The sequence below is a fragment of the Streptomyces sp. NPDC054796 genome (assembly GCF_053611545.1).
In genome coordinates this window covers 20869-45847 of record NZ_JBSHAO010000015.1, presented here as the reverse complement: position 1 = coordinate 45847, position 24979 = coordinate 20869, and the positions used below count along the sequence as shown (strand labels likewise).

At 72.1% G+C, this 24979-nt stretch carries 22 protein-coding genes, 1 tRNA gene and 1 pseudogene; 16 read left to right on the top strand and 8 right to left on the bottom strand.

Features of this window, described 5'->3' with window-relative positions; all coding sequences use genetic code 11:
* Positions 1-574: 574 nt before the first annotated feature.
* Positions 575-2140 (top strand): SPFH domain-containing protein, encoded by a 1566-nt coding sequence (locus ACWGJ2_RS15175; RefSeq protein WP_453346644.1) that lies wholly within the window; start codon positions 575-577, stop codon positions 2138-2140.
* Positions 2137-3480, top strand: coding sequence for an SPFH domain-containing protein (locus ACWGJ2_RS15170; protein WP_453346539.1), 1344 nt, complete (start codon positions 2137-2139; stop codon positions 3478-3480). Before ACWGJ2_RS15175 ends, ACWGJ2_RS15170 begins: the two co-directional genes overlap by 4 nt.
* A gap of 135 nt (positions 3481-3615) precedes the next feature.
* Here the strand turns inward: ACWGJ2_RS15170 and ACWGJ2_RS15165 are convergent, their stop codons facing one another.
* The gene (locus tag ACWGJ2_RS15165; protein WP_453346538.1) at positions 3616-4071 is read right to left on the bottom strand and encodes a hypothetical protein; all 456 of its coding nucleotides are present in this window, start codon (positions 4069-4071) and stop codon (positions 3616-3618) included.
* Between the two features lie 365 nt (positions 4072-4436).
* Positions 4437-6782, bottom strand: coding sequence for a terpene synthase family protein (locus ACWGJ2_RS15160; protein ID WP_453346537.1), 2346 nt, complete (start codon positions 6780-6782; stop codon positions 4437-4439).
* Positions 6783-7121: 339 nt separating this feature from the next.
* On the opposite strand from ACWGJ2_RS15160, the gene ACWGJ2_RS15155 reads away from it, so the two are divergent.
* The 4 genes and pseudogenes from ACWGJ2_RS15155 to ACWGJ2_RS15140 all read left to right on the top strand — a co-directional run bounded on the left by ACWGJ2_RS15155 (position 7122) and on the right by ACWGJ2_RS15140 (position 12013).
* Positions 7122-7712, top strand: coding sequence for an HhH-GPD-type base excision DNA repair protein (locus tag ACWGJ2_RS15155; RefSeq protein WP_453346536.1), 591 nt, complete (start codon positions 7122-7124; stop codon positions 7710-7712).
* Between the two features lie 54 nt (positions 7713-7766).
* On the top strand, positions 7767-9266 hold the full coding sequence (locus ACWGJ2_RS15150) for a hypothetical protein (protein ID WP_453346535.1): 1500 nt from the start codon (positions 7767-7769) through the stop codon (positions 9264-9266).
* A 318-nt stretch (positions 9267-9584) separates the two neighbouring features.
* Positions 9585-10607: pseudogene (locus ACWGJ2_RS15145) on the top strand (tetratricopeptide repeat protein); the annotation flags it as partial.
* Positions 10608-10876: 269 nt separating this feature from the next.
* The gene (locus tag ACWGJ2_RS15140; protein WP_453346534.1) at positions 10877-12013 is read left to right on the top strand and encodes a polyprenyl synthetase family protein; all 1137 of its coding nucleotides are present in this window, start codon (positions 10877-10879) and stop codon (positions 12011-12013) included.
* Positions 12014-12048: 35 nt separating this feature from the next.
* Here the strand turns inward: ACWGJ2_RS15140 and ACWGJ2_RS15135 are convergent, their stop codons facing one another.
* The 3 genes from ACWGJ2_RS15135 to ACWGJ2_RS15125 form a co-directional block, all read right to left on the bottom strand.
* Positions 12049-13353, bottom strand: coding sequence for an LCP family protein (locus tag ACWGJ2_RS15135; protein ID WP_453346533.1), 1305 nt, complete (start codon positions 13351-13353; stop codon positions 12049-12051).
* A gap of 353 nt (positions 13354-13706) precedes the next feature.
* Positions 13707-14645 (bottom strand): M56 family metallopeptidase, encoded by a 939-nt coding sequence (locus ACWGJ2_RS15130; protein ID WP_453346532.1) that lies wholly within the window; start codon positions 14643-14645, stop codon positions 13707-13709.
* 3 nt (positions 14646-14648) lie between these two features.
* A complete protein-coding gene (locus ACWGJ2_RS15125; protein ID WP_453346531.1) occupies positions 14649-15164 on the bottom strand; it encodes a BlaI/MecI/CopY family transcriptional regulator in 516 nt (171 codons plus the stop codon).
* Positions 15165-15291: 127 nt separating this feature from the next.
* Between ACWGJ2_RS15125 and ACWGJ2_RS15120 the strand changes: the two genes are divergently transcribed.
* Together ACWGJ2_RS15120 and ACWGJ2_RS15115 are read left to right on the top strand one after the other, a co-directional pair.
* Positions 15292-15867 (top strand): TerD family protein, encoded by a 576-nt coding sequence (locus ACWGJ2_RS15120; RefSeq protein WP_453346530.1) that lies wholly within the window; start codon positions 15292-15294, stop codon positions 15865-15867.
* A gap of 308 nt (positions 15868-16175) precedes the next feature.
* A complete protein-coding gene (locus ACWGJ2_RS15115) occupies positions 16176-17402 on the top strand; it encodes an acyltransferase family protein (protein WP_453346529.1) in 1227 nt (408 codons plus the stop codon).
* A gap of 43 nt (positions 17403-17445) precedes the next feature.
* On the opposite strand, the gene ACWGJ2_RS15110 is transcribed toward ACWGJ2_RS15115, so the two are convergent.
* Both ACWGJ2_RS15110 and ACWGJ2_RS15105 read right to left on the bottom strand, forming a co-directional pair.
* Positions 17446-17805: a YrhK family protein gene (locus ACWGJ2_RS15110; RefSeq protein WP_453346528.1), complete on the bottom strand. Its 360-nt coding sequence runs from the start codon at positions 17803-17805 to the stop codon at positions 17446-17448.
* A 17-nt stretch (positions 17806-17822) separates the two neighbouring features.
* Positions 17823-18503 carry a PepSY domain-containing protein gene (locus ACWGJ2_RS15105; protein ID WP_453346527.1) on the bottom strand — a complete coding sequence of 227 codons (681 nt, stop codon included), beginning with the start codon at positions 18501-18503 and terminating at the stop codon, positions 17823-17825.
* A 213-nt stretch (positions 18504-18716) separates the two neighbouring features.
* On the opposite strand from ACWGJ2_RS15105, the gene ACWGJ2_RS15100 reads away from it, so the two are divergent.
* The 3 genes from ACWGJ2_RS15100 to ACWGJ2_RS15090 all read left to right on the top strand — a co-directional run bounded on the left by ACWGJ2_RS15100 (position 18717) and on the right by ACWGJ2_RS15090 (position 21703).
* Entirely contained in the window at positions 18717-20315 is a 1599-nt protein-coding gene (locus ACWGJ2_RS15100; RefSeq protein WP_453346526.1) for a M28 family metallopeptidase, read from the top strand.
* Positions 20316-20472: 157 nt separating this feature from the next.
* Entirely contained in the window at positions 20473-20769 is a 297-nt protein-coding gene (locus ACWGJ2_RS15095; RefSeq protein WP_003999914.1) for a type II toxin-antitoxin system VapB family antitoxin, read from the top strand.
* Between the two features lie 211 nt (positions 20770-20980).
* Positions 20981-21703: a LytR C-terminal domain-containing protein gene (locus ACWGJ2_RS15090; protein ID WP_453346525.1), complete on the top strand. Its 723-nt coding sequence runs from the start codon at positions 20981-20983 to the stop codon at positions 21701-21703.
* A gap of 145 nt (positions 21704-21848) precedes the next feature.
* Here the strand turns inward: ACWGJ2_RS15090 and upp are convergent, their stop codons facing one another.
* Positions 21849-22484 carry a uracil phosphoribosyltransferase gene (upp, locus tag ACWGJ2_RS15085; protein ID WP_453346524.1) on the bottom strand — a complete coding sequence of 212 codons (636 nt, stop codon included), beginning with the start codon at positions 22482-22484 and terminating at the stop codon, positions 21849-21851.
* A gap of 92 nt (positions 22485-22576) precedes the next feature.
* Between upp and ACWGJ2_RS15080 the strand changes: the two genes are divergently transcribed.
* The 5 genes from ACWGJ2_RS15080 (at position 22577) to ACWGJ2_RS15060 (ending at position 24902) form a co-directional block, all read left to right on the top strand.
* Entirely contained in the window at positions 22577-22864 is a 288-nt protein-coding gene (locus ACWGJ2_RS15080; protein ID WP_453346523.1) for a hypothetical protein, read from the top strand.
* Positions 22865-23069: 205 nt separating this feature from the next.
* Positions 23070-23609 (top strand): tRNA adenosine deaminase-associated protein, encoded by a 540-nt coding sequence (locus ACWGJ2_RS15075; RefSeq protein WP_453346522.1) that lies wholly within the window; start codon positions 23070-23072, stop codon positions 23607-23609.
* A 175-nt stretch (positions 23610-23784) separates the two neighbouring features.
* A complete protein-coding gene (tadA, locus tag ACWGJ2_RS15070; RefSeq protein ID WP_453346521.1) occupies positions 23785-24288 on the top strand; it encodes a tRNA adenosine(34) deaminase TadA in 504 nt (167 codons plus the stop codon).
* 72 nt (positions 24289-24360) lie between these two features.
* Positions 24361-24447 (top strand) — tRNA-Ser (locus ACWGJ2_RS15065).
* Between the two features lie 158 nt (positions 24448-24605).
* Positions 24606-24902, top strand: coding sequence for a hypothetical protein (locus ACWGJ2_RS15060; protein ID WP_453346520.1), 297 nt, complete (start codon positions 24606-24608; stop codon positions 24900-24902).
* The last annotated feature ends 77 nt before the right edge of the window (positions 24903-24979 follow it).

The following is a 24979-nucleotide window of genomic DNA, read 5'->3' as shown; positions in this document are numbered from 1 at the left end:
TGTGCGGGAGCTGAACCTTAACGCTTCAAACAGCTACTACATGGGACACAGGCCGAATTGACAGGACAGGGGCGACAACGCGGGGCAGGGACGAGGCGTTCGCGACGTACGGGGCATACGCGAGTGCAACGGTGCGGTCACGCGCCGTTCGCCCGCCTTACGTGCTGACCGCGCCATGGTGTGGGATGGGACACGCAGCCGTGTCGACGCGATCGCGACGGCTCACGCACGCCGCCGCATACGGGGCACGCCCACCCGCGTCGCACCCGGAGCGCCGCGCACCGCGCATCGCGCACCGCAATCGGAGCCGCGTATCGCGGACCGCGGACCGCGCACGGCTGGCGAGCACAAGAGCACAGACGCACAAGGGGGACATGTGGCACGTGGTCAGAACGTACGGAGAGCCGCGCGGGCGGCCGCCGACGAAGTGGACGTGCAGGGGGTGGCCGAGGAGGAGGTCAGGCGGCGGACCGGACAAGGCGGCGGCGGACGCGGCGGACGCGGGTCGGGGAAGCGGTCCGGCGGGCGTCGCGACGGCGGCAACGGCGACGCGGCCGAGCCCGAGGACGAGGGCATGGACCCCGCCGACTTCCCCGCCGCCCGCGAGCAGGGTGGCAGCATCGACACGGTGATGGCGGAGCAGACCGCTCCGCTCGACGAGGCCGGAGAGGTCCTCAACCGCAGCGAGCAGAAGCGCGAGGACGGCCGCAAGGTCCACGCCATCTGCCCGATGGTGATCCCGCGCGGCAGGTCGCTGCGCAGCATGCTCCCCGTGTCGCTGCTGCTCGTCGTGGGCGCGGTCGGCACCTCCGTCGCCGCGGCGACCGCCTCGGCGACGGGCGTCAGCACCCTCGCCCACCCCCTCTTCGGCCTGCACTACTGGGTGCTGGCGCTGCTGGCCGTGGGCTTCGTGTGGTGGCGGCAGGGCATGGTGATGGTGCCCGACGGCTGCCAGGCGCTGATCACGCGCTTCGGGAAGCTGGAGCAGGTCGTGGGCCCTGGCCGGGTCATCCTGCTCAACCCGTGGAAGCGGGTCTCGTACATCATCAACACCACCCGCGAGTACCCGTTCAACGCGCCGGTCGCGGAGGCGCCGACGCGGGGCGGGGTCAAGGCGTCGATCGACCTCTTCATCCAGTTCCGGATCAGCGACCCCGTCGAGTTCGTCTACACGCTCGGCGCGGTGCGCGGCTTCGAGGAGAAGCTGAACAACGCCGTCAGCGAGACGATCCGCAGCCTCATCTACGAGCAGGAGGCCTCCGGGATCTACGACATGGTCGGGGAGGACACCGGCCGTCTGCTGGAGCAGCTCAACCAGCAGTTCCGTCCCGCCGTCGAGCTGACCAACGCGAACATCACGCACGCCGAACCGTCCGACCGCGCCTACCGCATGGACCTCGCCGCGCCCGAGATGGTGCGGGTGGCGAAGGAGGCCTACACGCACGAGTACGCACTCCAACTGCGCAAGGAGCAGGACGAGGGCGACCTCAGCAAGGAGCTGGCGACCCGGCACGAGACGCTGTCCGCTATCCAGGCGGACATCGCGCAGCACCAGGCGCAGATGGACACCGCCGTCGAGCGCGAGACGAACCGCGCCGAGGCGCTGGCCAGGCAGCGGTACGTGCAGGCCGAGTCGGAGGCCCGCGCGAACGCGGCGCTCCTGGAGGCGCAGGCGCTCGACATCCGCGCGGTGACGGCGGCCGAGGCCCCGGAGATCCTGGAGTACCGCTACCAGCAGCAGGTGCTGGACACGCTGGAGGGCGTCGCCGACCACCTGCCGAGGCTGGTGCGCATCGGCGGCGCGAACGGCTCCGACGGCTCCGACGGCACGTCCGGTGCCGCCGGGGTCGACTTCCTCGCCCTCGCCCGCGAAATGGTGGGCGAGCGGGGCGGTGAGCTGTTCTCCGAGGCCGACATGGCCGCCTCGCGCGAGCGGCTGACGGAGGTGTCCCGCCGCATCGCCGAGCGCGAGGCGGAGATCAGCGCCCTGCGGGAGGCGGAGCAGCCGACGGTCCCGACCGTTCCGACGGCGCGCAGCGGCGAAGGCGACGGTGACAGCACCGGCACCGGCGCCGACGCCGACGCCGACGTCAACGCCACCCGTAACTCCGAGGGGTCCGAGCAGGAGGGCGCAGAGTGAGCACCGCACGCAACCGCAGGTCCGTCATCTCGGAAGAGGTGGCCCCCTGGAGCGAGATCCCGCAACTGCTGCGCGGTGGCGAGGCGGGCAACATCGTCCCGGTCATCATCCCCCGCAACCGCCAGCGGCTGTGGTGGATGGTCCCGCTGTGGCTCGGCCTGCTCGCGCTGCTCACCGGCGTGATGGCCGGTGCCCAGTCGACGGGCGACAGCGTGGCCGGCTTCGCCTACGCCGGGTTCGCGGCGACCGCGTACGTCCTCGGCACCGTGCTGGTGCTGGGCGGGGTGCTGTGGTGGTGGCGCTCCTCGATCGTCGAGATCGAGCAGGGCACCACGGGCATCCTCACCCGCTACGGCGCGATCACCCGCACCCTGGACCCCGGCCGCCACTACCTGTGGCACCCGTGGTCGCGGGTGGACTTCGTGGTGGACACGGCCACCGAGATCCCGTACTCGGCGCCGGTCGTGGCCTGTCCGACGCGGGAGAACGTGCCGCTGCGCTCGATCGAGTTCTTCCTGAAGTTCCGCATCACCGACGCCGTGCTGTTCGTACGGACCATCGGCGCGGGCAACTTCGACCTCGTGCTGTCCAGCGCGGTCCAGGACGCCATCCGGCAGCGCGGCCGTCAGGTGCAGACCGAGCGCGCCTACGACCTGCGCGGCTCTGACGTCGCCGACATGCAGGAACTCCTCAACCACCAGCTCTCGCGCTACGGCGTCCGGATCACCGGCTCCAACATCCCGGACGTCCAGTTGCCCGCGCAGTACCAGCAGCACCTGGCCACGCGCGAGCGCGTCGCCAAGGAGCGCACCGCGTACGAGCAGGAATGGGGCCTGACGCGCAAGCGGCGCATCGACAGCCTCCAGATGGACATCGAGCGCGCGAAGAAGGTGCGCGACGCGCGCATCGTCGAGGTGAAGGCCGCGCTCAACAAGGCCCGCGAGGACGTGGCCCAGTTGCTGGAGGAGCAGGAGACCGAGGCGCAGAAGGTCCGCTTCGAGATCGAGACGCGCGGCAGGAGCGGGCTGATCTCGGCCGAGAACGAGGCCCGCGCGCAGCGGCGTCTCGCGCAGGCGTACCGCGACAACCGGGCGGTGCTCCAGTACGAGCTGGCCCGCCGCAGGCTCGAAGTCGGCGCACGGCTGGCGGGCAGGGCGCCGCAGCCCGTGGTCGTCCGCACGGACGGCGCGGGCGGCGGCGACACCTCCGCGCTGTCCACGCTGCTGACGGCGCAACTGCTGCCGAGGCTCACCGCGCTGCCCGCTTCGTCGGCGGCCGACGAGTTCGCGGGGCGCGCGTCGCGCGTACTCGACGGGCTGGACGGGCGCGAAGCGGAGTAGCTCTCCGGCGCCGGCGGTGTGCGCGACCGCCTGACACGACCGCCTGACGCGAGGGCCCGGCCGGACGACGGCCGGGCCCTCGTCGTGTGCGGGGTCAGGTCAAGTGCCCGGGGGGGGGAGGGGAGGGGAAACGGTTCAGCGGCCGTCGTCCCGCGCGGGCCCGCTCCCGCCGTCCCCCTCGCCGTCGCCCCGCACCAGCCAGGGCCGGAACGTCGCCGACACGTCGGGGGTACGCGCGGTGTCCACGGTGAGGTGGAGCCGGGTGCCGCCGTCCGGGCCGGCCGGGCAAGTGCGCTGCTCCGTCGCGGCGAAGACGCGCCGCAGCGCCTCGGCGACCTGCCGCGCGGCCTCGGCCGAGCCCGCGACGACGCGGACCTCGGCCAGCCCCGGCGGGGGCACGGTCACGGGCACGGAGTCGTCGGCGTACGCGTCGCCGTACGGGCCGTCGCCGTGAGCCGGATGGGGCGACGGGGAGGGGGTCGGCGGGAGGGCTGGGGCTGACGGGGCTGTGTCGGCGACGCGTGTGCCCTCCGCCCGGGTGTCCTCCGGGCTGCGGTGCTCGTGCGGCGGTCGCTGACGGGAGTCGGTCACTGCTGGCCTCCTCGGCCGCGTGGGTCCGTGACGGCGACAGCCCGGCCCTTCTCGGCCCGGCCCCCGGCACGGTGATCACGACGGTTGGGCACCGCCGCCTCACCGGCATCGCCGCCGCTCGCCAAAGGAACGACACCGGCGTGGAAGCGGTGTGCGACGTGCCCTCGGTCATTACACAGTAACCCCGGCACGCCGCGCCGTGGCCCTCACTGGAAGCGCCGGTTCTGGCCGCGCGACGGGGAGTTGGGGAAGCGCGGCCGGTACGGAGGCGTGAACGCGTCGGGGCCGGTACGGAATCCCGAAGCCGAACCCGGAACCCCGTACCGGCCCCACCGTCACATCCCGCTCACACCGTCAGACTCAGCTCACTTCCCGCTGCCCGCGAGGGCCTGGGCCACGCGCGCGGCCGAGGTACCGAGGCCCGTCGGACGGCTCAGACTCAGCAGCCCGGCGGCCGGGCCCTCGGCGCCCGCGCGGTCGCCCTGCGGGCGGTCGTCCGACGGCAGCCGTACCGGCGTCTCCGCGTGCCGCCGCAGATCCGCCTCCGTATAGCGGCGGCAGTCCTCGTGCCAGGTGAGGATGCCGGAGATCCAGAACTCCAGGTCGCGCACGTAGGCGGCCACCCCGGCGCGGCCCTCGGCCGAGAGGCCGATGTCGTCGAAGAGGACCGGGAGTTCGTTCGCCGCCACGTGCTGGAACTGGCTCAGGCGCGAGGTCATCAGGTCGACGATGATGCGCAGTGCCGCCTCGTAGCCGCAGTCGAAGAACTTCTGCACGACGAGGATGCCGTTGTGGACCTCGCCCTCGTACTCGATCTCCTTCTGGTACGAGAACACGTCGTTGATCAGCATCCCGTAGTCCATCGCCGCGTTCTCCAGCGAGCCCATCGGGCCGCTGCCGTAGACCTCCGGCGGGACCTGCTCGCCGTGGGCCAGCCTGCACAGGCTCTTGGTGAGATCGGACCCGAAGGTGTGACGCCGCATCTCGATGTAGTCGACGGGATCGGGCACGCGGTTCTGCGCCTGGTTCGCCAGCTCCCACAGCCAGCTCTCCGTCATGTCCTCGATGGCCTTGCGCAGCGCGCACCGCGCGTCCTTCGCCATCGGTCCGGCGGTGCGCGTCCACAGGTCGGCGAGGCCGCGCTCCAGCGCGTTCACCGGCTCCGGCGTCGTCGTGGGGTCCTCGACGGGCATGAAATCGCGGAGCCTGTCCGTGCACACCTTGGCCCCGGTCAGGTCCCTGGTGCGGCCGAAGACGACGGGGTAGTAGTCGTCGCCGTAGGTGCCCCAGGCCAGCCAGGCGGAGGAGATGTCCAGTTCGCCGGGGCTCGCGTCCGGGTGGATGCCCGCCGCGCACAGCGGCAGGTCGTGGTCGCGAAGCCGTTCCTCGTCCCACACGTGCGACAGGGGCACGCCGGGCTGGGGCTCCAGGATGCCCATCCGGTACGACCACTCGACGACGTTCTCGCGCGCCGCGTCGAGATGCGGGCTGAGCCGCCTCGTGAACGGCATCCCCAGGTCCGGCACCTGGGACGGGCCGACGCGCTGGTGCGGCGCGTGGGTGAGGGCGCGCGCCCGCGCGGTCTCGGCCCGGGTGGTGGTCGGCCCCTTCAGGGCGCGGATGTCGGCGGCGGAGGAACCCAGTCCGGTGGGTCCGGACAGACCGGGCAGCCCTGGCAGGCCGGGGTTGAGGATCCCGGCGGCCGAACGGTCCGCTTCCTGGGCGCCGTTCATGTAGCGGCTGGAGCGCAGGTGCCACTCGTGGCCGCCCGACTGCCAGTCCTGGAGTCCCTTGACGTATGCCATGACGTCCGCGCACGCCTGCGCGTCGAGGCCGTACTCCGCGAAGAGCGGAGCGAGTTCGGTGAGGGTGGTGTTCTCGAACTGCTGGATGCGCGAGGTGAGGAGGTCATTTACCGCCTCGGCCGCGTCCTGTGTACCGCAGTCGAGGAAGGTCTCCAGGACGAGGACACCGTTGCTCAGTTCGCCCTCGTCCAGGATCTCGCGCTCGTACGAGAACAGGTCGTTGCGCAGATGGACCGCGTCGGAGAAGGCGTCGCGCAGGACGCGCATCGGGCGCGTGCCCGCGATGGCCGCGGGCACCTCGGCCCGCGCCGCGTACTCGATGAGCCCTGCCGACCAGGGCGCGCCGCCCACCTTCCGCCGCATCTCGATGTACTCGACGGGGTTGGGGATGCGGTGCGCGTTGATGTTGGAGAGTTCCCAGAGCGACTCGTTGAGCAGGTTCTCCGTGCTCTCCGCGAACCGTGCCCGCCACTCCGGCGACATGGCGGGCACGGTCCTGGCCCACAGATCGGCGAGCCCCGCCTCGACGGGGTTGGTCGGCTCGGGCATCCCGTCGGCCAGGTCCATCGGCATGAACAGGGGCAGCCGGTCCAGGTACGCCTTGCCGCCAGGCCGGTCCAGGGAGCGCTTGAACTGCTCCAGGAAGTGGTCGTCGAAGAAGAAGACCCACACGTACCAGTCGGTGACCAGGGAGAGGTCGGGCCCGTCGGTATCGGGGTGGGTGTAGGCGCACAGCAGCGCGTAGTCGTGGGAATCGAGGTCGTGCTCGTCCCAGATTCCCGAGCCCTCCACCATCCCCATGTCCCGCGCCCACTGTTTGGAGTGCTTGCGCGCCTCTTCCAGATGGGGATTGAGGCGTGCGGGGTACGGAGTGTAGAAGTCGGGCAGTTCAAACGGCTGAGTCACGGGTCACCCGGTCTTTCCTCTGAGCGTCCGGCGGCGGCTCACCGAGGTGGCCTCGCGCGCCCGCGTACGGGTCGCGCTCACGGGACCGGGAGAGCCGTTCCGCACGCCTCCCCCTCTCGCTCGATGCCCCACCTGTCCGGCCCGAGCCCTACCCCGCGCATGACAACACCATCCGACCAGCCGTTCCTTCGAGTGAACCGGGAGCGCAGAGCTCGCGCGGCGGTCCGCGGGCGCCTAGGCTGCGCCCCCTCGCCGGGGCCGGGCGGGCCGGGCGGGCCGGGCAGGCTCGGGGCTCGGGCCTCGCGTGCGCCGGGGCGCGACGGGAGCGATCATCGGAGCATGGACCTCACCCTTCGCCTCTCCCAACAGCCGGAAGCCGACGAACTGCTCAGCCGTAGCCCGCTCGCCGCGATGATCGGCATGCTGCTGGACCAGCAGGTGCCGATGGAGTGGGCGTTCGCCGGGCCGTACACCATCGCCCAGCGCATGGGCGGCGACGATCTCGACGCACACGAGATCGCGGCCCGCGACCCGGAGGAGTTCGCGGCCCTCCTCTCCGAGAAGCCCGCCGTCCACCGCTACCCCGGCTCCATGGCCAAGCGGGTCCAGCAGCTGTGCCAGTACCTGGTGAAGCACTACGACGGCGACGCGAGCGCGGTCTGGCGCGACGTCTCCACAGGCAGGGAACTCCTGTCCCGCCTGAACGACCTCCCCGGCTACGGCAAGCAGAAGTCCCAGATCTTCCTGGCCCTCCTGGGCAAGCGCCTGGGCGTCACCCCCGAGGGCTGGCGCGAGGCGGCGGGCTCCTACGGCGACAAGGACGCGTACCGCTCGGCGGCCGACATCACGGGCCCCGAGTCCCTGGACAAGGTGCGCGCGCACAAGCAGGAGTTGAAGCGGACGGCGAAGGAGGCGAAGAAGAAGCCCTGAGGCTGCACCGCACACCCACTTATGTGAGGTTCGCCACAGTGGCACTGTGGTCCTATGGACAGGCACGCGGGGCAGCGGACGTCGGCGGCTCCCTCAGCGCCCCCGCCCCTGCCGAAGCGGCACAACGCCGTGCTGGGGCTGTACGACGCGCCGTTGTACCGGGACTGGGCGTTCTGGATGACCCTGGCCTGGGGCCTCCTCGCCGCCGTCGCCATCCCCTCGGGCCGGGACGACCCCGGCACGACGAGCACGCTGCCCGTGTGGCTGGACACGACGCTGGCCGTCATCGTCTTCACCCTGCTGTTCGGGGTGGTCCCGACGTGGCTGCGGCTCCCGGTGCGCCAGTTCTGGTGGCGCAGAAGGCGCCCGAGCCCATCGTCCGGGCCGACGCACCCGCCACGGGCCACCCCGTCGCCCCAGTGGAGCCCACCTCCACCGGCCCCCGCCCAGCCGCCGCACCCCGCGCACTCCGCGCCGCCGCCCGTCACACCGCCCCAGCCGTCCCAGCCGTCGACAGGGAAACCGCCAGGCGCCGGCGCCTTCGTCACGTACGTCGAGAGCGGGCCCCCCGCCGGGAGCGACCCCCGGACGAGTCCACCGCTCCTCCCCGCCCAGGACCTCATCGCCTCGCCGGTGCTGGAGCACGCGCGCCACACGCTCCCGCACCCCGTCGCCCGGGCGGTCCGCGCCCTGCAACGCGCGAGCACCGGCATGGACCGCTATCAGGCGCTGCTCGACGCCGCCGAGATCCTGGCCGCAACAGTGAGCGTCACCGCCGCCGCGTTCCTCAACGCCGAGCGCGAGGCCCGCTACGGGCCGGGCACGCCGCCCGCCGTCGCCGACCCCGACTCGCCCGTGGACCTCGCCCTCATGCGCCTCGCGGCCAATTACCGCGCGTCGGGCATCACGTTCGGCACATGGCCGCCCTGGCTCGAAAACCTCGTGCCCGCCCTCGACGCCGCCCCGCACCTGGCTCCCGGCCTGCGCGCGACGGTGCTCGACGGGCCGGAGGGGCCCGAGGGCCAGCCAGGTCCGGGGCTGGCCACGCATCTGCGGACGCTCCAGTCGGAGCGCAACCGCTGGGCGCACGGCGACAAGCCGCGCGGCCACCACGAGGCCGCCCTGCGCGTCAGCCGCTGCGCGGCGCCCTTCGAGCGGGCACTGGAGCAGGCGCGCTTCCTGGGGGACACGCCCTGGCTGCTCACCGTCTCCTGCGCCTACAGGCCGCGGGCGCGCACGTACGAGGTCGTCGCGCAGCACGTCATGGGCGACCACCCCGACTTCGCGCGCCGGACCTTCACCTCGACGAGCCCGCTGGCCGACGACACGCTCTACGCACGCAGACCAGAGGGACCCGTTCCGCTCTCGCCCTTCGCCGCCCCGGCCTTCTGCGAGCAGTGCCTCCAGACGGAGATCTGCTACCTCTACCAGGCGGCCAAGAAGCCCCCGTCTCCCTCCCCGGCCCCGCCGACGCTCAAGAGCTTCGCCAGCGGCCACAGCATCCCGGCCCCCGGGCTGGACGAGGAGACCGACGCGCTCCCGCGCAAGAAGTGATCCGCGCGGCAGTCGGCACGGAGTGATCCGCGCCCCCGGGCCGCAGATCGCGTGCCCGGACGGAGCAACCCGTCGGGCCCACTCGGCGTCCTAGATCCACAGCGGTGGGAACGCCACCGCAACCGTCCGACCTCGGCGTATCCGTCCGTCAAGGATGAGCACGCCGTGGAGTCCAGCCAGCTATACACTCCGCGTATACACGGTATGTATAGTGGCCGGAACGACCGACCAGCCGCCCTGCGAAGGCCACCCCCTTCCTCTCCCGCCGCACGGCAGGGCCGGAGCCGGAAACGGCACCCGGAGCGCAGAAAGGCATTCATGTACAGCAAGGCATTCGCCCCCGAGTACCAAGGCGACCTCGGCTCGCTCTCGGTGAACTCGTCGCTGGAGGACGTGCTCGCCAAGGGGACCGAGCGGCTGCGCGCGGCCGAGCGGGCCGGGTCGCAGGCCGACATGGCCCGCTACGGGCTGGCCGTGGCAGAGGCGCGGCGGCGGCTAGGGCACGTCGAAGAGGCGGACCGGGCCTGGAAGGCCAGCTACCGCGCGGCCCGCGCCGCCGGTGACACCGGCGCGATGGCCTGGGCCGTGTGGAGCGGCGGGACCCTCGCGAGGCAGCGCGGCGCGCTGGCGCTCGCCTTCCGGCTGCTCGGCATCGCCGCCGAGCTGGGCAGGCGGGGCGAGGACATGCTCGCCCGCGGCTACTCGCTCGCGGGCATGGCGGAGACCGGCCGCATCCAGGGCGACTACCAGGCCGTCGGCGAACTGCACGAACAGCTCCTGGCCGAGGCCCGCGAGCGCGGCGAGGCGCGGCACACCGTGTGGGCGCTGGAGGGCATCGCGCAGATGCACCGCAACACCGGCTCCTACGAGACCGCGCTCGCCATGTTCGAGGAGGCGGCGGGGATATCCGCGAAGGCCGACGACCGGCGCGGCCACGCGTGGGCGCTGCGCGGCATCGCGGACATCCTCTCCGCGCGGGGCGACGACCCGCGGCGCGCGCTGGAGCTGCTGTCCGAGGGCGAGGCCATCTGCCGCGAGATGAACCTCTCCAGCGCGCTGGCGTACAACCACAAGATGCGCGGCAACGTCCTCTTCCGCGCCGGGCGCTACGACGAGGCCCGCGCGATGTACGAGCGCGCGCTCGCGCGCTTCCGCGCGATGAGCGAGCTGCGGGGCGAGGCGCTGTCGCGGCTCGGACTCGTCAAGTCCCTCGCCCGCCTGGGCCGGGACCGCGCCGAGACCGCGGCCGACCTCTACGAACTGCGCGACGCCCTCGACGCGGCCGGCCTGCGCCACTCCCGCGCCATGGTCGACAAGGCGCAGGCCGAACTGGGCATCCAGCCCTTCACCCACGCGGGCCCGGCCTACGGGTCGCACGCGACGGACGGGTCGCACGCGACGGACGGGCCGGGCGCGACGGACGGGGCCGGTGCGACGAACAAGTCCGGCACGACGGACGGGCCGGGCACGACGGACGGGGCCGGTGCGACGAACAAGTCCGGCACGACGGACGGGCCGGGCACGACGGACGGGGCCGGTGCGGCGGGTCCGGCAGGTGTGGGGGGCCTTGTCGGGGCCCAGGCCGAGGTGCAGACCGTGGGAGCCCCGCGATGACGCCGCCTCCGTCCCTGTCCGCCGCGACGGCGCTGCGCAACGCCGGGCCCCCCGACGTGGCGGCCGACGCACGCCGCGTGCTCGACCGCTGCCGCGCGCTCGTACGCCCCGGCCTCGTCGCCGCCGTCGAGCGCATGCACCCGTGGCTGGGCGAGATGGCCGCCTACTCGCTGGGCTGGCACGAGCCGGGCGGCCCGCCACCCCGCGAAGGCGCACCCACGGCCACAGGCGCGAGCGGCAACAGCAACAGCAGCGGCGGTGGCAAGGGTGTGCGTCAGGCGCTCGCCGTGCTCGGCGCCGAGGCCGCGGGCGCGAGCGGCGAGCACGCCGTGCCGGGCGCGGTCGCCGTGGAACTCGTCCACACCTTCTCGCTCCTGCACGACGACATCATGGACGGCGACGAGACACGTCGGCAGCGGCCGACCGTCTGGAAGGCGTACGGGACCGGCCCCGCCGTCCTCGCCGGGGACGGGATCTTCGCGCTCGCCGTCGAGGTCCTCGCGGAGACGCCCGGCGCGCGCGTCGGCACGGCCGTACGCAGGCTCGCCACCGCGCAGAGCCACCTCATGGCAGGTCAGGCCGACGACCTTCTCTTTGAACGGCGGCCGTGGGGAGGGCCCGACGCCGTGCGCCCCGGCGAGTACCGCACCATGGCCGAGGCCAAGACCGGCGCCCTCCTCGGCTGCGCCGTGGCCCTGGGCGCCCTGCTCGCGGGGGCGCCGGAGGCCACCGTCGACACGCTCGACCGCGCCGGCCGGCATCTGGGCGTGGCGTTCCAGGCGGCGGACGACCTGCTCGGCATCTGGGGTGATCCGCGGGTCACGGGGAAGCCCGTGCACAGCGATCTGCGGCAGGGCAAGAAGACGCACCCCGTCCTCGCCGCGCTGTCCACCGACGGGTCCGCGGCGCGACGGCTCGGCGAACTGCTCGCCTCGCCGCGGCCCATGGACGCGGAGGCCGCCCGTACGGCGGCATGGCTCGTCGAGGAGGCGGGCGGGCGCACCGCCACGCTGCGGGAGGCCCACGCCCATCTGACGGAGGCCCGCGCCTGCCTGAACGCGGTCCCCCTCGCCCCGTCCGCCGTCCACGACCTGCACACCCTGCTGCCCTTCCTGGTCCACCGCGCCATGTGAACCCTGAGCGCGACGGGGCCGGGCGCCCGGCTCCGTCAGTCCAGCCCCTCGAAGTCGGGACCCAGCGTCAGGGTGACGGTCCCCGGTGTGGCGGCGGCGTCCTTCTTCGCGGTGACGCCGGGGAAGCGCGAGGCCAGCACCTCCGCTTCCGCCGCCTTGCCCGGCGGGTAGGTGACCGAGGTCTTCGCCGCCTCCTCCGGCGCGTTGCCGGTGGTGACGGGGAAGCCGAACTTGGCGAGCGAGCGTGCCGCGACGGCGGCGGCGCCCGCCTCGGAGGTGCCGTTGAGAACCTGGACCCTGACCCGGGAGGCGTGGAGGGGGTCCGCGCTCTCCGCCGTGAGCCGCTTCCTCGTCACCTCCTCGTCCTTGGCCATGGCGGTGAACAGCCGCGCGGCCTGCGGGTACTGCCAGACCACGTTCGCCTTGTCGCTGGGCACGTCCGCCTCGCGCGGATAGTTGGGCACGGTGAGGAAGTGGAGGCGGTCCTCGGGGATGTCCTTGAGTCCGGAGGCGAGGTCGTAGAGGGGCTTGATGCCCGCCAGCTCCTCGTCCGTCGTCAGGGACTTGGTGGCGGAGTCCAGGAACCCGTACAGCGCCTTCGGGCTCGTCAGCTTCCGCTGCGCCTTGGCGGCCAGCGACTCCATGAACTCCTGCTGCCGCCCGATGCGCCCGGTGTCGGTGCCGTCGCCGACGCTGTAGCGGGCGCGTACGTAGCCGAGCGCCTCCTCGTCCTTCACGGTCTGGCAGCCCGCCTCCAGGTCCAGGTGCGCCTTCTTGTCGTGTATCGCCTCCTCCGGGCAGACCTCGATCCCGCCGAGGGCGTTGACCATGCCCTTGAAGCCCTGGAAGTCGACGGAGGCGAAGTGGTCGATGCGCAGCCCGGTGTTCTTCTCGACGGTCTTGATGGTGCAGGCCGCCGCTCCGGCGACGTCGCCGCCCTGGGTGCCGCCGATGGCGAAGGACTCGTTGATCTTGAAGAAGTGGGGGTCCGAGCGGCTGCCGTCGCCGCGCTCGCAGGACGGTATGTGGACGTAGGAGTCGCGGGGCAGCGAGACGATGCCCGCCCATTTCCGGTCGGCGGCCATGTGCACGACCATGAGGGTGTCCGACTGCATGGTGGTCAGGCCCTTGCCGTACTTGGCGTTGGCGCCGTCCCTGCTGTCGGAGCCCACGACCAGGATGTTCTTCGAGCCGGGGCTGATGTTGTCGGGCCGGTCGCCGCCGAGGCGGTCGCCCAGCTCTGCGGAGTGGATGTTGCCGTCGAGGCTGCCGTAGAGCCAGGCGCCGCCCGCGCCGCCCAGCAGGAGCAGTACGGCCAGGACGCCGCCGCACCACACCACGGCACGCCCGCGACGCGTCAGCCGCGCGCCTCCTCCGCCCCCGCCCCCTCGACCGCCTCCTCGACGGGCCCGCGCGCGTTTCGGCTCCCGCTTCGGCCTGCGGTGCCGCCGCGCCGCGCCCGCGTCGGGCGGCCCCGCTCGGCCCCCGGTTCCCCGTCGCGCCATCACGTCACCGCCCTCCCCGGTCCCGGCACGGCGCGCGGCGCACGGCGGAACCGCTGTCTGTCAGTTGCGCATTTCTGCAACTCTACAGTCTTGTAGAAACAAGAGGGAGGGCAGTGGTCCCGCACCCCGGACAGGACGGGGCAGGGCAGGACGGCGCAGGGCAGCGGCACGGCCTACGGCGGTGTGGCCTACAGCGGTGTGGCGGCCTTCAGGACCAGGAACAGGGCGATGGCCGCGTTCAGCGCGGACAGCGCGGAGGCGGTCGCTCCGGCGGCGGCGACGAACGCGGCGAGCCCCGCCGGGCTCGCCGCGGGCGGCCAGCTGCGCGCGGGCGGCACGGGCCCGAGCAGCGCGGCGACCCTGCGCGGTACGGGCCCGGCCGAGGCGAACCCCGCGAGCCCCGGCGCGGGCGCCCCCCGCGAGACGAGCGCCGCCTTGGCGACGGCGCGCGCGGTGACCTTGCGGTCCCCCACCACGTGCGCGGCCTCCTCGTCGGCCCAGCGCTCCGCGCCGTAGGCGACGGCCGCGTACAAGGGCCGCAGCAGCGGGTTCGCGCAGCCCGCCAGCCGTACGGCGAGCAGATAGCGGTGGTGCCCGCGCGCGAGGTGGGCCCGCTCATGGGCGAGCAGCGCGTGCCGCTCGGACTCGTCCAGGGAGGCGAGCATGCTGGTGGAGACGACGACCCGGCCCGGCGATCCGGGCAGCGCGTACGCGTAGGGCTCGTCGTCGGGCAGTACGGCGAGGTCCGGCTCGGCGTCGGGCGGCAGCCCCTCCAGCGCGCGCAGGGCGCGGGCCCGCACGCGGTGGTGCCGTCGCACGGTGACGGCACCCGCGCCGAGCACCAGCGCGAGCCCGCCGATGGCCGTGGTCCCGGTGACCTCGTCGTACGGCACCACGGCGCGCACCTCCGGGTCCGACCAGGCGTCGGGCAGCGGGTTGCCGGGCAACTGCGCCGTGCCGACGACCATCAGCAGGCCGAGACAGAGGGTGCTGCACAGCGCCAGGACGCAGCCGAAGACGGTCAGCAGCCGGGTCGCGGCGCGCGGGTGGAGGTGCTGTTCCGCGAGGCGCGCGATCGGCAGCGCGGTCAGCGGGAGTATGAGCGGCAGGAAGACGAAGACGCCCATCGCTCACGCCTCGCGGCCGTCAGCGTCCTCGCCGCCATGGCCACCGGGACCACCGGCCGCGCCACCGCCGTCGGCCGCGTCGCGCAGCAGCGCGCGCATCAGCCGCTCATCCTCCGGGGAGAGCGAGGAGACGAAGCTGGTGAGCACGGCGTCCCTGTCGGCCTCGCTGTCGAGGACGCGCCGCATCCGCTGGGCCGCGAGGCCCGCCTCGTCGGCCGCCGGGCTCCAGACGTAGGAGCGTCCGACGCGCGTGCGGTGCACGATCTGCTTGGCGTGGAGGCGGGTGAGGATGGTCACGACGGTCGTGTACGCGAGGTCCCCGCCGAGGCGGCTCTGCACCCAGGCGGCCGTCTCCGGCTCCCTCGACGTGCGCAGCACCGACAGCACCTGGGCCTCCAGCTCGCCCTGACCGCGCCTGCGGCCGTGCGCGCGGCGCTCCCCGGCGTGCCCGGCGTGACCTGCGCGCCCGGCGTTCCGGCCGCCGCCTCGGCCGCCGCCGTCCTGGCCATTCGAAGCCATGACGCCACCACCTCCTTCACCGTGGTCGATCCTACTGAGCCGCGCCCGGCCCTCAACTTCTACACGTATGTAGAATTTCCAGAACGTCCGATACGCACGCACAAGCACGCAGAGCACGGAGGACAACATGGGAGTCTCGCTGGCCAAGGGCGGCAACGTCTCGCTGTCCAAGGAAGCACCCGGCCTCACCGCCGTGACCGTCGGTCTCGGCTGGGACGTCCGCACCACCACCGGCACGGACTACGACCTCGACGCGTCGGCGCTGCTGTGCGACGCCTCGGGCAAGGTGGCCTCGGACCAGCACTTCGTCTTCTACAACAACCTCACCAGCCCGGACGGCGCCGTCGAGCACACCGGCGACAACCTCACCGGTGAGGGCGAGGGCGACGACGAGTCGGTGAACGTCAACCTCGCCGGGCTGCCCGCCGCCATCGAGCGCGTCGTCTTCCCCGTCTCCATCCACGACGCCGAGAGCCGTGGCCAGAGCTTCGGCCAGGTGCGCAACGCGTTCATCCGCGTCGTCAACCGCGCCGACGGCAGGGAACTGGCCCGCTACGACCTCACCGAGGACGCCTCGACGGAGACCGCGATGGTCTTCGGGGAGCTGTACCGGCACGGCGGCGAGTGGAAGTTCCGCGCCATCGGACAGGGCTATGCCTCGGGCCTGGCCGGAATCGCCGCCGACTTCGGCGTCAACGTCTGAGCCTCCGGGGCGGGGCACGGCAGGCCACCGCGCCCCGCCCGGGCTGGTGCCCCCGCAGAGGGACGGGTTCCGGTCGCCAGAGGGACGGGTTCCGGTCGCTTCGCGCGCCGCCCGCGAACTCCGTGACCAGCCCACCGACTTGCCGCAGAACGGACCGCGTACTCTGTTTCAGCCACCACGGAGTACCGCGACGGGCCGGGTGAATTTACGCTTCAGGTCGCCCCTACTACAGTGCTGTCGATGTTCTCCGCAGCTCCGCGCTCAGGGCATGCCGTACGTCGCAGCCGTTACCCCCGTCGGGAGGCTCTGTGACACACAGCCTGCGCCAACGCAGTCCCCAACGGTCCCCGCTCCCCCCGGCCGTCCCCCAGGAGTCGAAGGACGCAGCAGGCAGACAAGACGCCGCCGTGGCCGGAACCGGCCACGCGGCCGGTAACACCAGTGCCACCGGTACCGCTGGTACCACCGACGCCACCGCGAAGCCGAAACCGAAGTCGCGGGATCCGTTCTTCGACAACGCCAAGTACCTGGCGATCGTGCTCGTCGCGTTCGGCCACGCCTGGGAACCACTGCGGGACGAATCGCGTACGGCGGCAGCGCTCTACATCTTCGTCTACACCTTCCACATGCCGGCGTTCATGGTCATCTCCGGCTACTTCTCGCGCAGCTTCACGGGCAGGCCGGACCAGCTCAAGCGCCTGGTCACCGGCGTCGGCGTGCCGTACGTGCTCTTCGAGGTCGCCTACAGCTTCTTCAAGCGCTGGGCCGACGACGACCCCGGCTACCCGATCAGCCTGCTCGACCCCTGGTACCTCACCTGGTTCCTCGCCGCCCTGTTCATCTGGCGGCTGACGACCCCGCTGTGGAAGATGGTCCGCTGGCCCGTCGCGCTCGCGCTGGCCATCGCCGTCCTCGCCTCCGTCTCCCCCGACATCGGCGACGATCTGGACCTCCAGCGCGTGCTCCAGTTCCTGCCGTTCTTCGTCATCGGCCTCAACCTGCGCCCCGAGCACTTCGACCTGGTGCGCACGCGCAGGGCCCGGCTGCTGTCACTCCCGGTGATCGGGCTCGGCCTGCTCTTCTCGTACTGGGCCGTCGAGCGCATGAACTCGGTCTGGTTCTACCACCGCGACAGCGCACAGGAGCTGGGCGTCCAGTGGTGGGTGGGGGTCGTGATGACCTTCGCGCTGTTCGGCTGCTCGATGGTGCTGACGGCCTGCTTCCTGGCCTGGGTGCCGCGCCGCCACATGTGGTTCACCGCACTGGGCGCAGGAACGCTCTACGGCTACCTGCTGCACGGCTTCCTCGCCAAGGGCTCCCGCTTCTGGGACTGGTACGAGACGGACTGGATCCACACCCCGTGGGGCGCCATCGGTGTGACGGTCATCGCGGGAGCGGTCATCACGGCGCTGTGCACGACGCCCGTGCAGCGGGCGTTCCGGTTCGCGATGGAGCCGAAGATGCGGTGGGCCTTCAAGGAGGACCCGGCTGCGGCTGCCCGGCACCGCCGCGAGGACAAGAGCGCGGCGCGGTAGCCGTCGCGCGGTAGCCGTCGCACGACAGCCGTTCAGCGGCCGTTCAGTAGTCCTGCGAGGACTCGGGGGTGGCTCCCTCGTGCAGGGAGCCGAGCCGCCGGAGGTGGAGCTGCCGGGACAGCCGGATCACCGGCCGGATGAGCAGCTCCACGCTCCCGAAGAGGAAGCACCAGGTCCCCGTCCTCGTCCAGTCGGGGGAGAAGAACATGACGCTGCCGACGATGAACCAGACGGCGATGAGGATGTCGTTGAGGATGCTGACCGTCTCGTACCGCTGACGGATCACCAGTTCCTCGTGCCCCACGTGCACGGTCAACGAGGCTTTCCGCGCCCTCCTGGCCCCGGACTCCGGCTCCGGCTCCGGCTCCGACTCGGGCTCCTGAGCCGGACCTGTCCCGCGCATCGCTCTCCTCCCACCGGTCAGTCGTCGGCCTTCTGTCCGGTCACCTTTCCGGTCCTGGCGTCGATAAGGGTCTCGTTCTCCGCCGCATCGTCGGCGTCGGCACTGGCGCTGGCGCCGTCCCCGCCGCCATCGCCCTTGACCGTGTTCACCTGCCAGATGAGCGTGCCCCGCGCGTCCTGGTCGATCTCCAGCGACGCCAGGTCCTCGCCCTTGTGACGGCCTGACGCGATGTCCACGGCCTTCTGCGCCGTGACCTCGGCGCCCTTCAGCTTGGCCACGTCGTCGTCGGGCGTGGTGTCCTCGCGCTTCTGGGTGACCTTGCCGCCGTCCTCGGAGATCCGCAGATTGAACTGCTTGCCGTCCTCCGTCGCGACCTTCAGGTCCCACAGGTGCGAGCCGTCGTCGTCACGTTCCAGGTCGAAGGCCGTGCCGCCCTGGACGTCCTTCTCGCCGGTGTCCAGGGCCTTGAGCCCGTTCCGTACGGAGGCCGGCGCGGAACCGGAGCCGGAGACGGAACCGGAGGGCGAGGCGGACGCCGATTCCGATGCCGACTCCGACGCCGACTTCTTCGGGGACGCCGACTCCGAGTCCGAGCCCGGACCCGAGCCGCCACCGGAGTCCGAGCAGCCCGTCAGCGCGGCGCCCAGCAGCAGTCCGGTGGCGCCCAGCAGGGAAAGAAATTTACCGTTACGTCGCATAAGAACCTTTCTACCCCGTCACGCCCCCGCGCTCAGCGCGCACACGACCGAGCCCCAGCCTGTTCCCCCGGCGCCTCGGGGCGGCTACGTTCCCTGCATCGCGTCCGTAACCCGGACACGGGTCCCCCCACGCCGAACAGCAGCGCTTTCCCCGTCGGCGCGCCCGTACGCACCCGTACGCGCGCCGCACGCACCGGAAGGAAGGACCCGATCATGCGCACAGCCCAGGCGCCCTCCCGAAGACCCGCCCCGGCTCCGTACAGGAGTCGCGCGACCGTCGCGGCGCTGGCCGCGACCGCCCTGGCGGCCCCCCTGCTCCTGGCCGCCTCCACCTCCCCCTCGGCCGCCGAGGCACGCGCCGCCGACCGCACCGCAAGCGCGGCAGCGGCAGCCGCCCTCGGGAAAGACCCCGCCAAAGAGGCCGACAGGCTGGCCCGCAAGCTGGTCCAGCGCACCGGAGCCAAGGCCGCCACCCGCCATCTGAAGGCGTTCCAGGCCATCGCCGAAGCCCACGACGGCAACCGGGCCGCAGGCACCCGTGGCCACGAGCTGTCGGCGAAGTACGCGGGCGTGCTGCTCAAGGCGGCGGGCTACAAGGTCAGCTACGAGGACTTCGACTTCGTCTACCGCGAGACCCTCGCCGAACGCCTGACGGTCCTCGGCGAGGGCGGGCGCGACGTGCCGCTGAAGCTGATGACGTACACCCCGAGCACGCCGGTCGGCGGCACGGAGGCGGCCGTCGCCGAGGTCCCCGTCGACGCGGACGACAGCACCGGCTGCCAGGCCGCCGACTACGCGTCCGGCGCCTTCGACGGAAAGATCGCCCTCATCCGGCGCGGCGGCTGCACCTTCGCGGAGAAGCAGGCGGCGGCGGCCGGGGCCGGAGCGGTCGGCGCCGTGGTCTACAACAACGTCGACGGCGAGCTGAACGGCACCCTGGGCGACGCCACCGCCGGACGCGTCCCCACCGGCGGGATCAGCAAGGCCGACGGCGAGGCGCTCTCCGCCGAGGTCGCCAGGGGGACGGTGCGGGTGAACCTGGAGGTGCGGGAGTTCCAGGAGCAGCGCACCACCCCGAACGTCATCGCCGAGACGCGCGGCGGCGACGCGGACAACGTCGCCATGCTCGGCGCCCACCTCGACTCCGTGGCCGAGGGCCCCGGCATCAACGACAACGGCTCGGGCAGCGCGGGCATCCTGGAGTCGGCGCTCCAGCTCGCCAAGGCCGACCCCTCCTTCGTACGCGGGCAGCGGCACGACACGCACGCGGGGGACAAGCGGAACAAGGTGCGGTTCGCGCTGTGGTCGGCAGAGGAACTGGGCCTCCAGGGCTCCGAGCACTACGTCGAGCACCTCTCCCAGGCCGAGCGCGACAAGATCGCCCTCTATCTGAACTTCGACATGATCGCGTCGCCCAACTACGGCCTGTTCGTGTACGACGGCGACGACTCCGACGGCGTCGGCGAGGGCCCGGGCCCCGAGGGCTCGGCGGCGCTGGAGGCGGACATCAACGCCTTCATCACCTCGCGCGGCGAGCAGCCCCGCGGCACCGACTTCACCGGCCGCTCCGACTACGGCCCCTTCATCGAGGCCGGAATCCCCGCGGGCGGCACCTTCACCGGGGCCGAGGGCATCAAGACCGAGGCCCAGCGGGAACTGTGGGGCGGCACGGCGGGCGCCGCGTACGACGGCTGCTACCACCAGGCGTGCGACGGCATCGGCAACATCGACCAGAAGGCGTTCGACGTCAACCTCAAGGTGATCGCCAACGCCGTCGGTCACTATTCCTGGGACACCGGCGCCCTCCCGTAGACCTCTCGTAGACCTCCCGTAGGCCCCGTAAACCCCGTGCGCACCGCCCGCGCGGCAGGTCATGGCCCGGATCACGTCACCAGCGGACGTGATCCGGGCCACTGAGAAGAGGGGCAGGAGGCTGCGCCCGGCACCCGCGGCCCGGTAGGCTTTCCGTGTGATCTTCAAGCGAATCGGAAACGGGCGGCCGTACCCCGACCACGGCCGGGAAAGCACCCGCCAGTGGGCGGATGTCGCCCCACGCCCGGTGCGCCTTGACCAGCTCGTCACCACCAAGGGCCAGCTCGATCTGGAGACCCTCCTCGCCGAGGACTCCACGTTCTACGGCGACCTCTTCGCCCACGTCGTGAAGTGGCAGGGCGACCTCTATCTGGAGGACGGGCTCCACCGGGCCGTACGCGCCGCGCTCCAGCAGCGGCAGGTACTGCACGCCCGCGTCCTCGAACTGGACTGACGCGCCGGGCCCGGCCCCCTGCTGGGTCTGCCGCCACGCCGGGGGAGCGCCCGTACAGCCGTACGGGTGCACGGCCGCGACGCCCCCGCACCCCTCCCCACCTCGCGTCTGACGCGACATCAGCTCGCATATTGGCCCTTTTGGGTTGTGCCCCGCACCGGCCATTGATCATCTAGTAGGCAGTGCTGTCATCGCGCATTACGCTGCGCATATGAGCATGCTGACTCCCCCCGGCATGGGCGGAAAGTACCGTGTGACGGGCGACCGCTACCCGCAGATGCGCCGCCCGCGCAACCGCCGCAGGATCGTGCTCGCGAGCATCGCCGCGGTCGCGGCGCTCAGTCTGGCCGGATGGGGAACGCTCCAGCTCATCGACGTCTTCTCTGGCGGCGGCAGCGGTACGGCACGCGCCTCCAGCGCCTCGGGCGAGGACTGCGGGGACACCGAGTCGGCGAAGGGCGAGGCCGCCGGGAAGAACGGAAAGAACGAGAGCGGGAAGGACGGCAAGAGCGGCGAGGACGGCAAGGGCAGCAAGGGGAGCGGGAAGGACGGCAAGCTGCCGAAGCCCGGCTCCATCACCGTCAACGTCCTCAACGCCACCAAGCAGAGCGGTCTCGCCAAGTCCACCTCGGAGGAGCTGAAGAAGCGCGGCTTCAAGATCGGCAAGGTGGGCAACGCCCCGGCCGAGCTGGACAAGAAGGTCAAGTCGGCCGGCGTCCTCCTGGGCGCGCCAGGCAAGACGACCGCGTCGAACTTCAAGGTCCTCGGCACCCAGCTCAAGGGCGCCGACACCCGCTACGACGAACGCGACGGCGACGACGTCGACCTCGTCCTCGGCGACGACTTCAAGAAGCTCGCCAAGGAGAAGGACGCCGACAAGGCGCTGGCCGCCCTGGCCCACCCCAAGCCGTCGGCGAAGCCGTCGCGGTGCTGAGGCTCTGAGCGGCTGAGCGGGCGGGCCCGAGGGCCTGACCCGTACGGCCCCGTACAAGGGGGGACGGCCGAAACCGGCCGCTCAGCCCAGAACCGAACCGTCGGCGAACCGCGAACAGCGAACCGGGCCGAGCCGAGCCGAGCCGTCAGCCTGCCGTGCCGTACATGCGGTCGCCCGCGTCGCCGAGGCCCGGCACGATGAAGCCCTGCTCGTTGAGCCGCTCGTCCACGGAGGCCGTCACGACGGTCACCGGCGTACCGGCCAGCTCGCGCTCCATGACCTCGACGCCCTCGGGCGCGGCCAGCAGGCACAGCGCCGTCACATCGTCGGCCCCGCGGCTGATCAGCTCCCTGATGGCCGCGACGAGCGTGCCGCCGGTCGCGAGCATCGGGTCCAGCACGTACACCTGCCGCCCGGACAGGTCGTCCGGCATCCGGGTGGCGTAGGTGGACGCCTGAAGCGTCTCCTCGTCGCGCACCATGCCGAGGAAGCCGACCTCGGCCGTCGGCAGCAGCCTGACCATGCCCTCCAGCATGCCGAGCCCGGCGCGGATGATCGGCACCACGAGCGGACGCGGGTGGGACAGGCGCACGCCCGTCGTCTCCGTCACGGGCGTCCGGATGGCGACCTGCTCGGTCCGCACGTCACGGGTCGCTTCGTACGCGAGGAGGGTCACCAACTCGTCGGCCAGGCGCCGGAAGGTCGGCGAGTCGGTGCGCTCGTCGCGCAGGGTGGTCAGTTTGTGCGCCACCAGCGGGTGGTCGACGACGTGGGTCCGCATGCTTCGACAGTATCCGAGGCGGTCCCCGTGACAGCACTGGCGTACCCCCGCCGACGAGAGGGAAGGTAGGCGAGTACGCCGGAGGTGTGCAGATGCCCTATCCGCAGAAGCCCGAGAGATCCGAGAGACCTGAGAGACCCGAGCAGTCCGGGAAGCCCGAGCAGCCGGGGAAGCCGGGGCGCCCGGGGAAGGCCGGGAGCGCGGCGGACGCCGGCGGCCGTGGCAGGTCCAACGCGACCGACGCGGACCGGCTGCGCCGCCGGGCCCGTTTTCTCCGAGAGCTGAACGAGGCCCGGGAGCTGCGCGACCGCGTCCAGCCGCGCCGCGCCCGCGCCGCCCGTATGCGGCAGCACATGCGTATGCGGACTTTCCGCTGGTGAGTCATGCGGGGCAGCGCAGCGCCAGCGATCGGTCACTCTGTGTCGCGATCAGCGGTCTGGACGGTGAGATCTGCGCAAACACCCGGACGACGCACTGTCGAAGACCCTTCGCACAGCCTCGGTTTCTGCCACGATTCCGATGGGGCGGGGCCGCAGTCCTCGTCAGCAGCACTCGGGCACATCTGAAACCAGTGGGAGAGTCACGGTGTATTTCGCCGCACTGCTCGCGCGCACCGAAGACGGGTGGGAAGCGAGCGACGCAGAGCTCGATGACGTGGAGACCCTGGCCGATCTGGCCGACCTGGCCCGTGAGGCCGCGACGGACGACGAGACTGTGCTGGTCTGCATCGAGCAGGAGGGTGAGTGGTTCGGAGTCGTCCGCGTGGACGGCGAAGACGATCCACGCGTCTACGTCTCGGACGCCGCGGCGGCCATGCGCAGTTCGTACGGCGAGATACTGCTCTCCGACGAGCTGCTGGGCCGCGAGCCCGAGGATCCCGCAGCTCTCGACCAGCTCGTGGACCTCGACGGCACGGAGGACGGGGAACCCGATGAGACCAAGGAGGAGGACCCCGAGAACACGGACGCGGAGAGCACCGCGCCACCCGGGCCGCTGGGCGACCCGGCAGTGCTCTCCGACTTCGGCCTGGAGGAGAAGGCCCTGCTCACGCTGACCTCGGAGGACGCGCTCACGGAGATCGCGGACGCGTTGGGCTGCACGGATGTGCTGGAGGCCGTGCGCTGAGCGTGGGGCCGTCGCGTGCGCGTGCGTGCTTGTGCGTGCGGCGCGTGTGCGTGCGGCGGTGGACCGGACCGCGGGCGGGTCCGGTCCGCCGCGCGACGTGCGGCGCACGGCGCGCGGCGCTGTGCGCGGCGGGGGCGTGAGCCCGCGCGACAGGGCCGAGAGGGACACTGTCCCCATGACCCCCGACGCCGTTCCGGGGCCCGCCGCCGGGCCCGACCCCGTACGCGATCCGTGGCGCGCGGCGATGCGCCTCGCGCTGGACGAGGCCGAACGGGCGACCGGGACGGGGGACGTCCCGGTCGGCGCGGTCGTGCTCGGCCCGGACGGCGGCGTCCTGGGCCGTGGCCGCAACGAGCGCGAGGCGACGGGCGACCCGACGGCGCACGCCGAGGTCGTCGCGATCCGCGAGGCGGCCCGCGCGAGGGGCGAGTGGCGCCTCACGGGGTGCACCCTGCTGGTGACCCTGGAACCCTGCACGATGTGCGCCGGCGCCACCGTGCTCGCGCGCCTGGACCGCGTGGTCTACGGCGCCGTCGACGCCAAGGCGGGCGCCGTCGGCTCCCTCTGGGACGTGGTCCGCGACCGTCGCCTCAACCACCGCCCGGAGGTCATCCACGGCGTCCTCGCCCAGGAGTCCGCCGCCCTCCTCACCGACTTCTTCCGCCGCCCCACCCCCTGATCCGCCGCGATCCCCCGCACGATCCCGGAACCGATTTCGACCCACGGGGCCCCGTGGGCTAGAGTTCCTCTCGGTAGCGTGTCCGAGCGGCCGAAGGAGCTCGCCTCGAAAGCGAGTGAGGGGGCAACTCCTCCGTGGGTTCAAATCCCACCGCTACCGCTCTTGAGCAGGACGTATGGAGGGCCGGATCCCACGGGGGTCCGGCCCTTCGTCGTGGGGGGGTCTCAGTCTTGGGTCTCAGTCAGTCGACGTGACGCGGCACCTGGTGACCCGCGAAGGCGGCGTCCACTGTCAGTGCGTGCCCTTACCGTCACAGCATGAAGGTCATCTACAAGATCACGTACCCCAACGGGAAGATCTACGTCGGCTCGGACCGCACTGACAGTCGGCTCACCTACTTCGGAAGCCCTTCGAAGGAACTGCTGGATCGTGACTTCGACCGCGCGGACCTGCGGGACTTCACTCTTCGCAAGCAGATCCTGTGGGAGTCCGAGAACGCGACGACCAGGGAAGTGCTCCGGCGCGAGAACGAACTCATCGTGGAACACGGCGCGAACGACCCGGCCCGCGGATACAACCAGCGCCCACGCCACCGACCGGACGCCTCGTCCTGAGGTGCTGACCGCGCCTCAGCAGCGGCTGCGTCAAGACACGGCAAGGCGTACCCGCGCCTTCTGGTGAACAGCGGCGC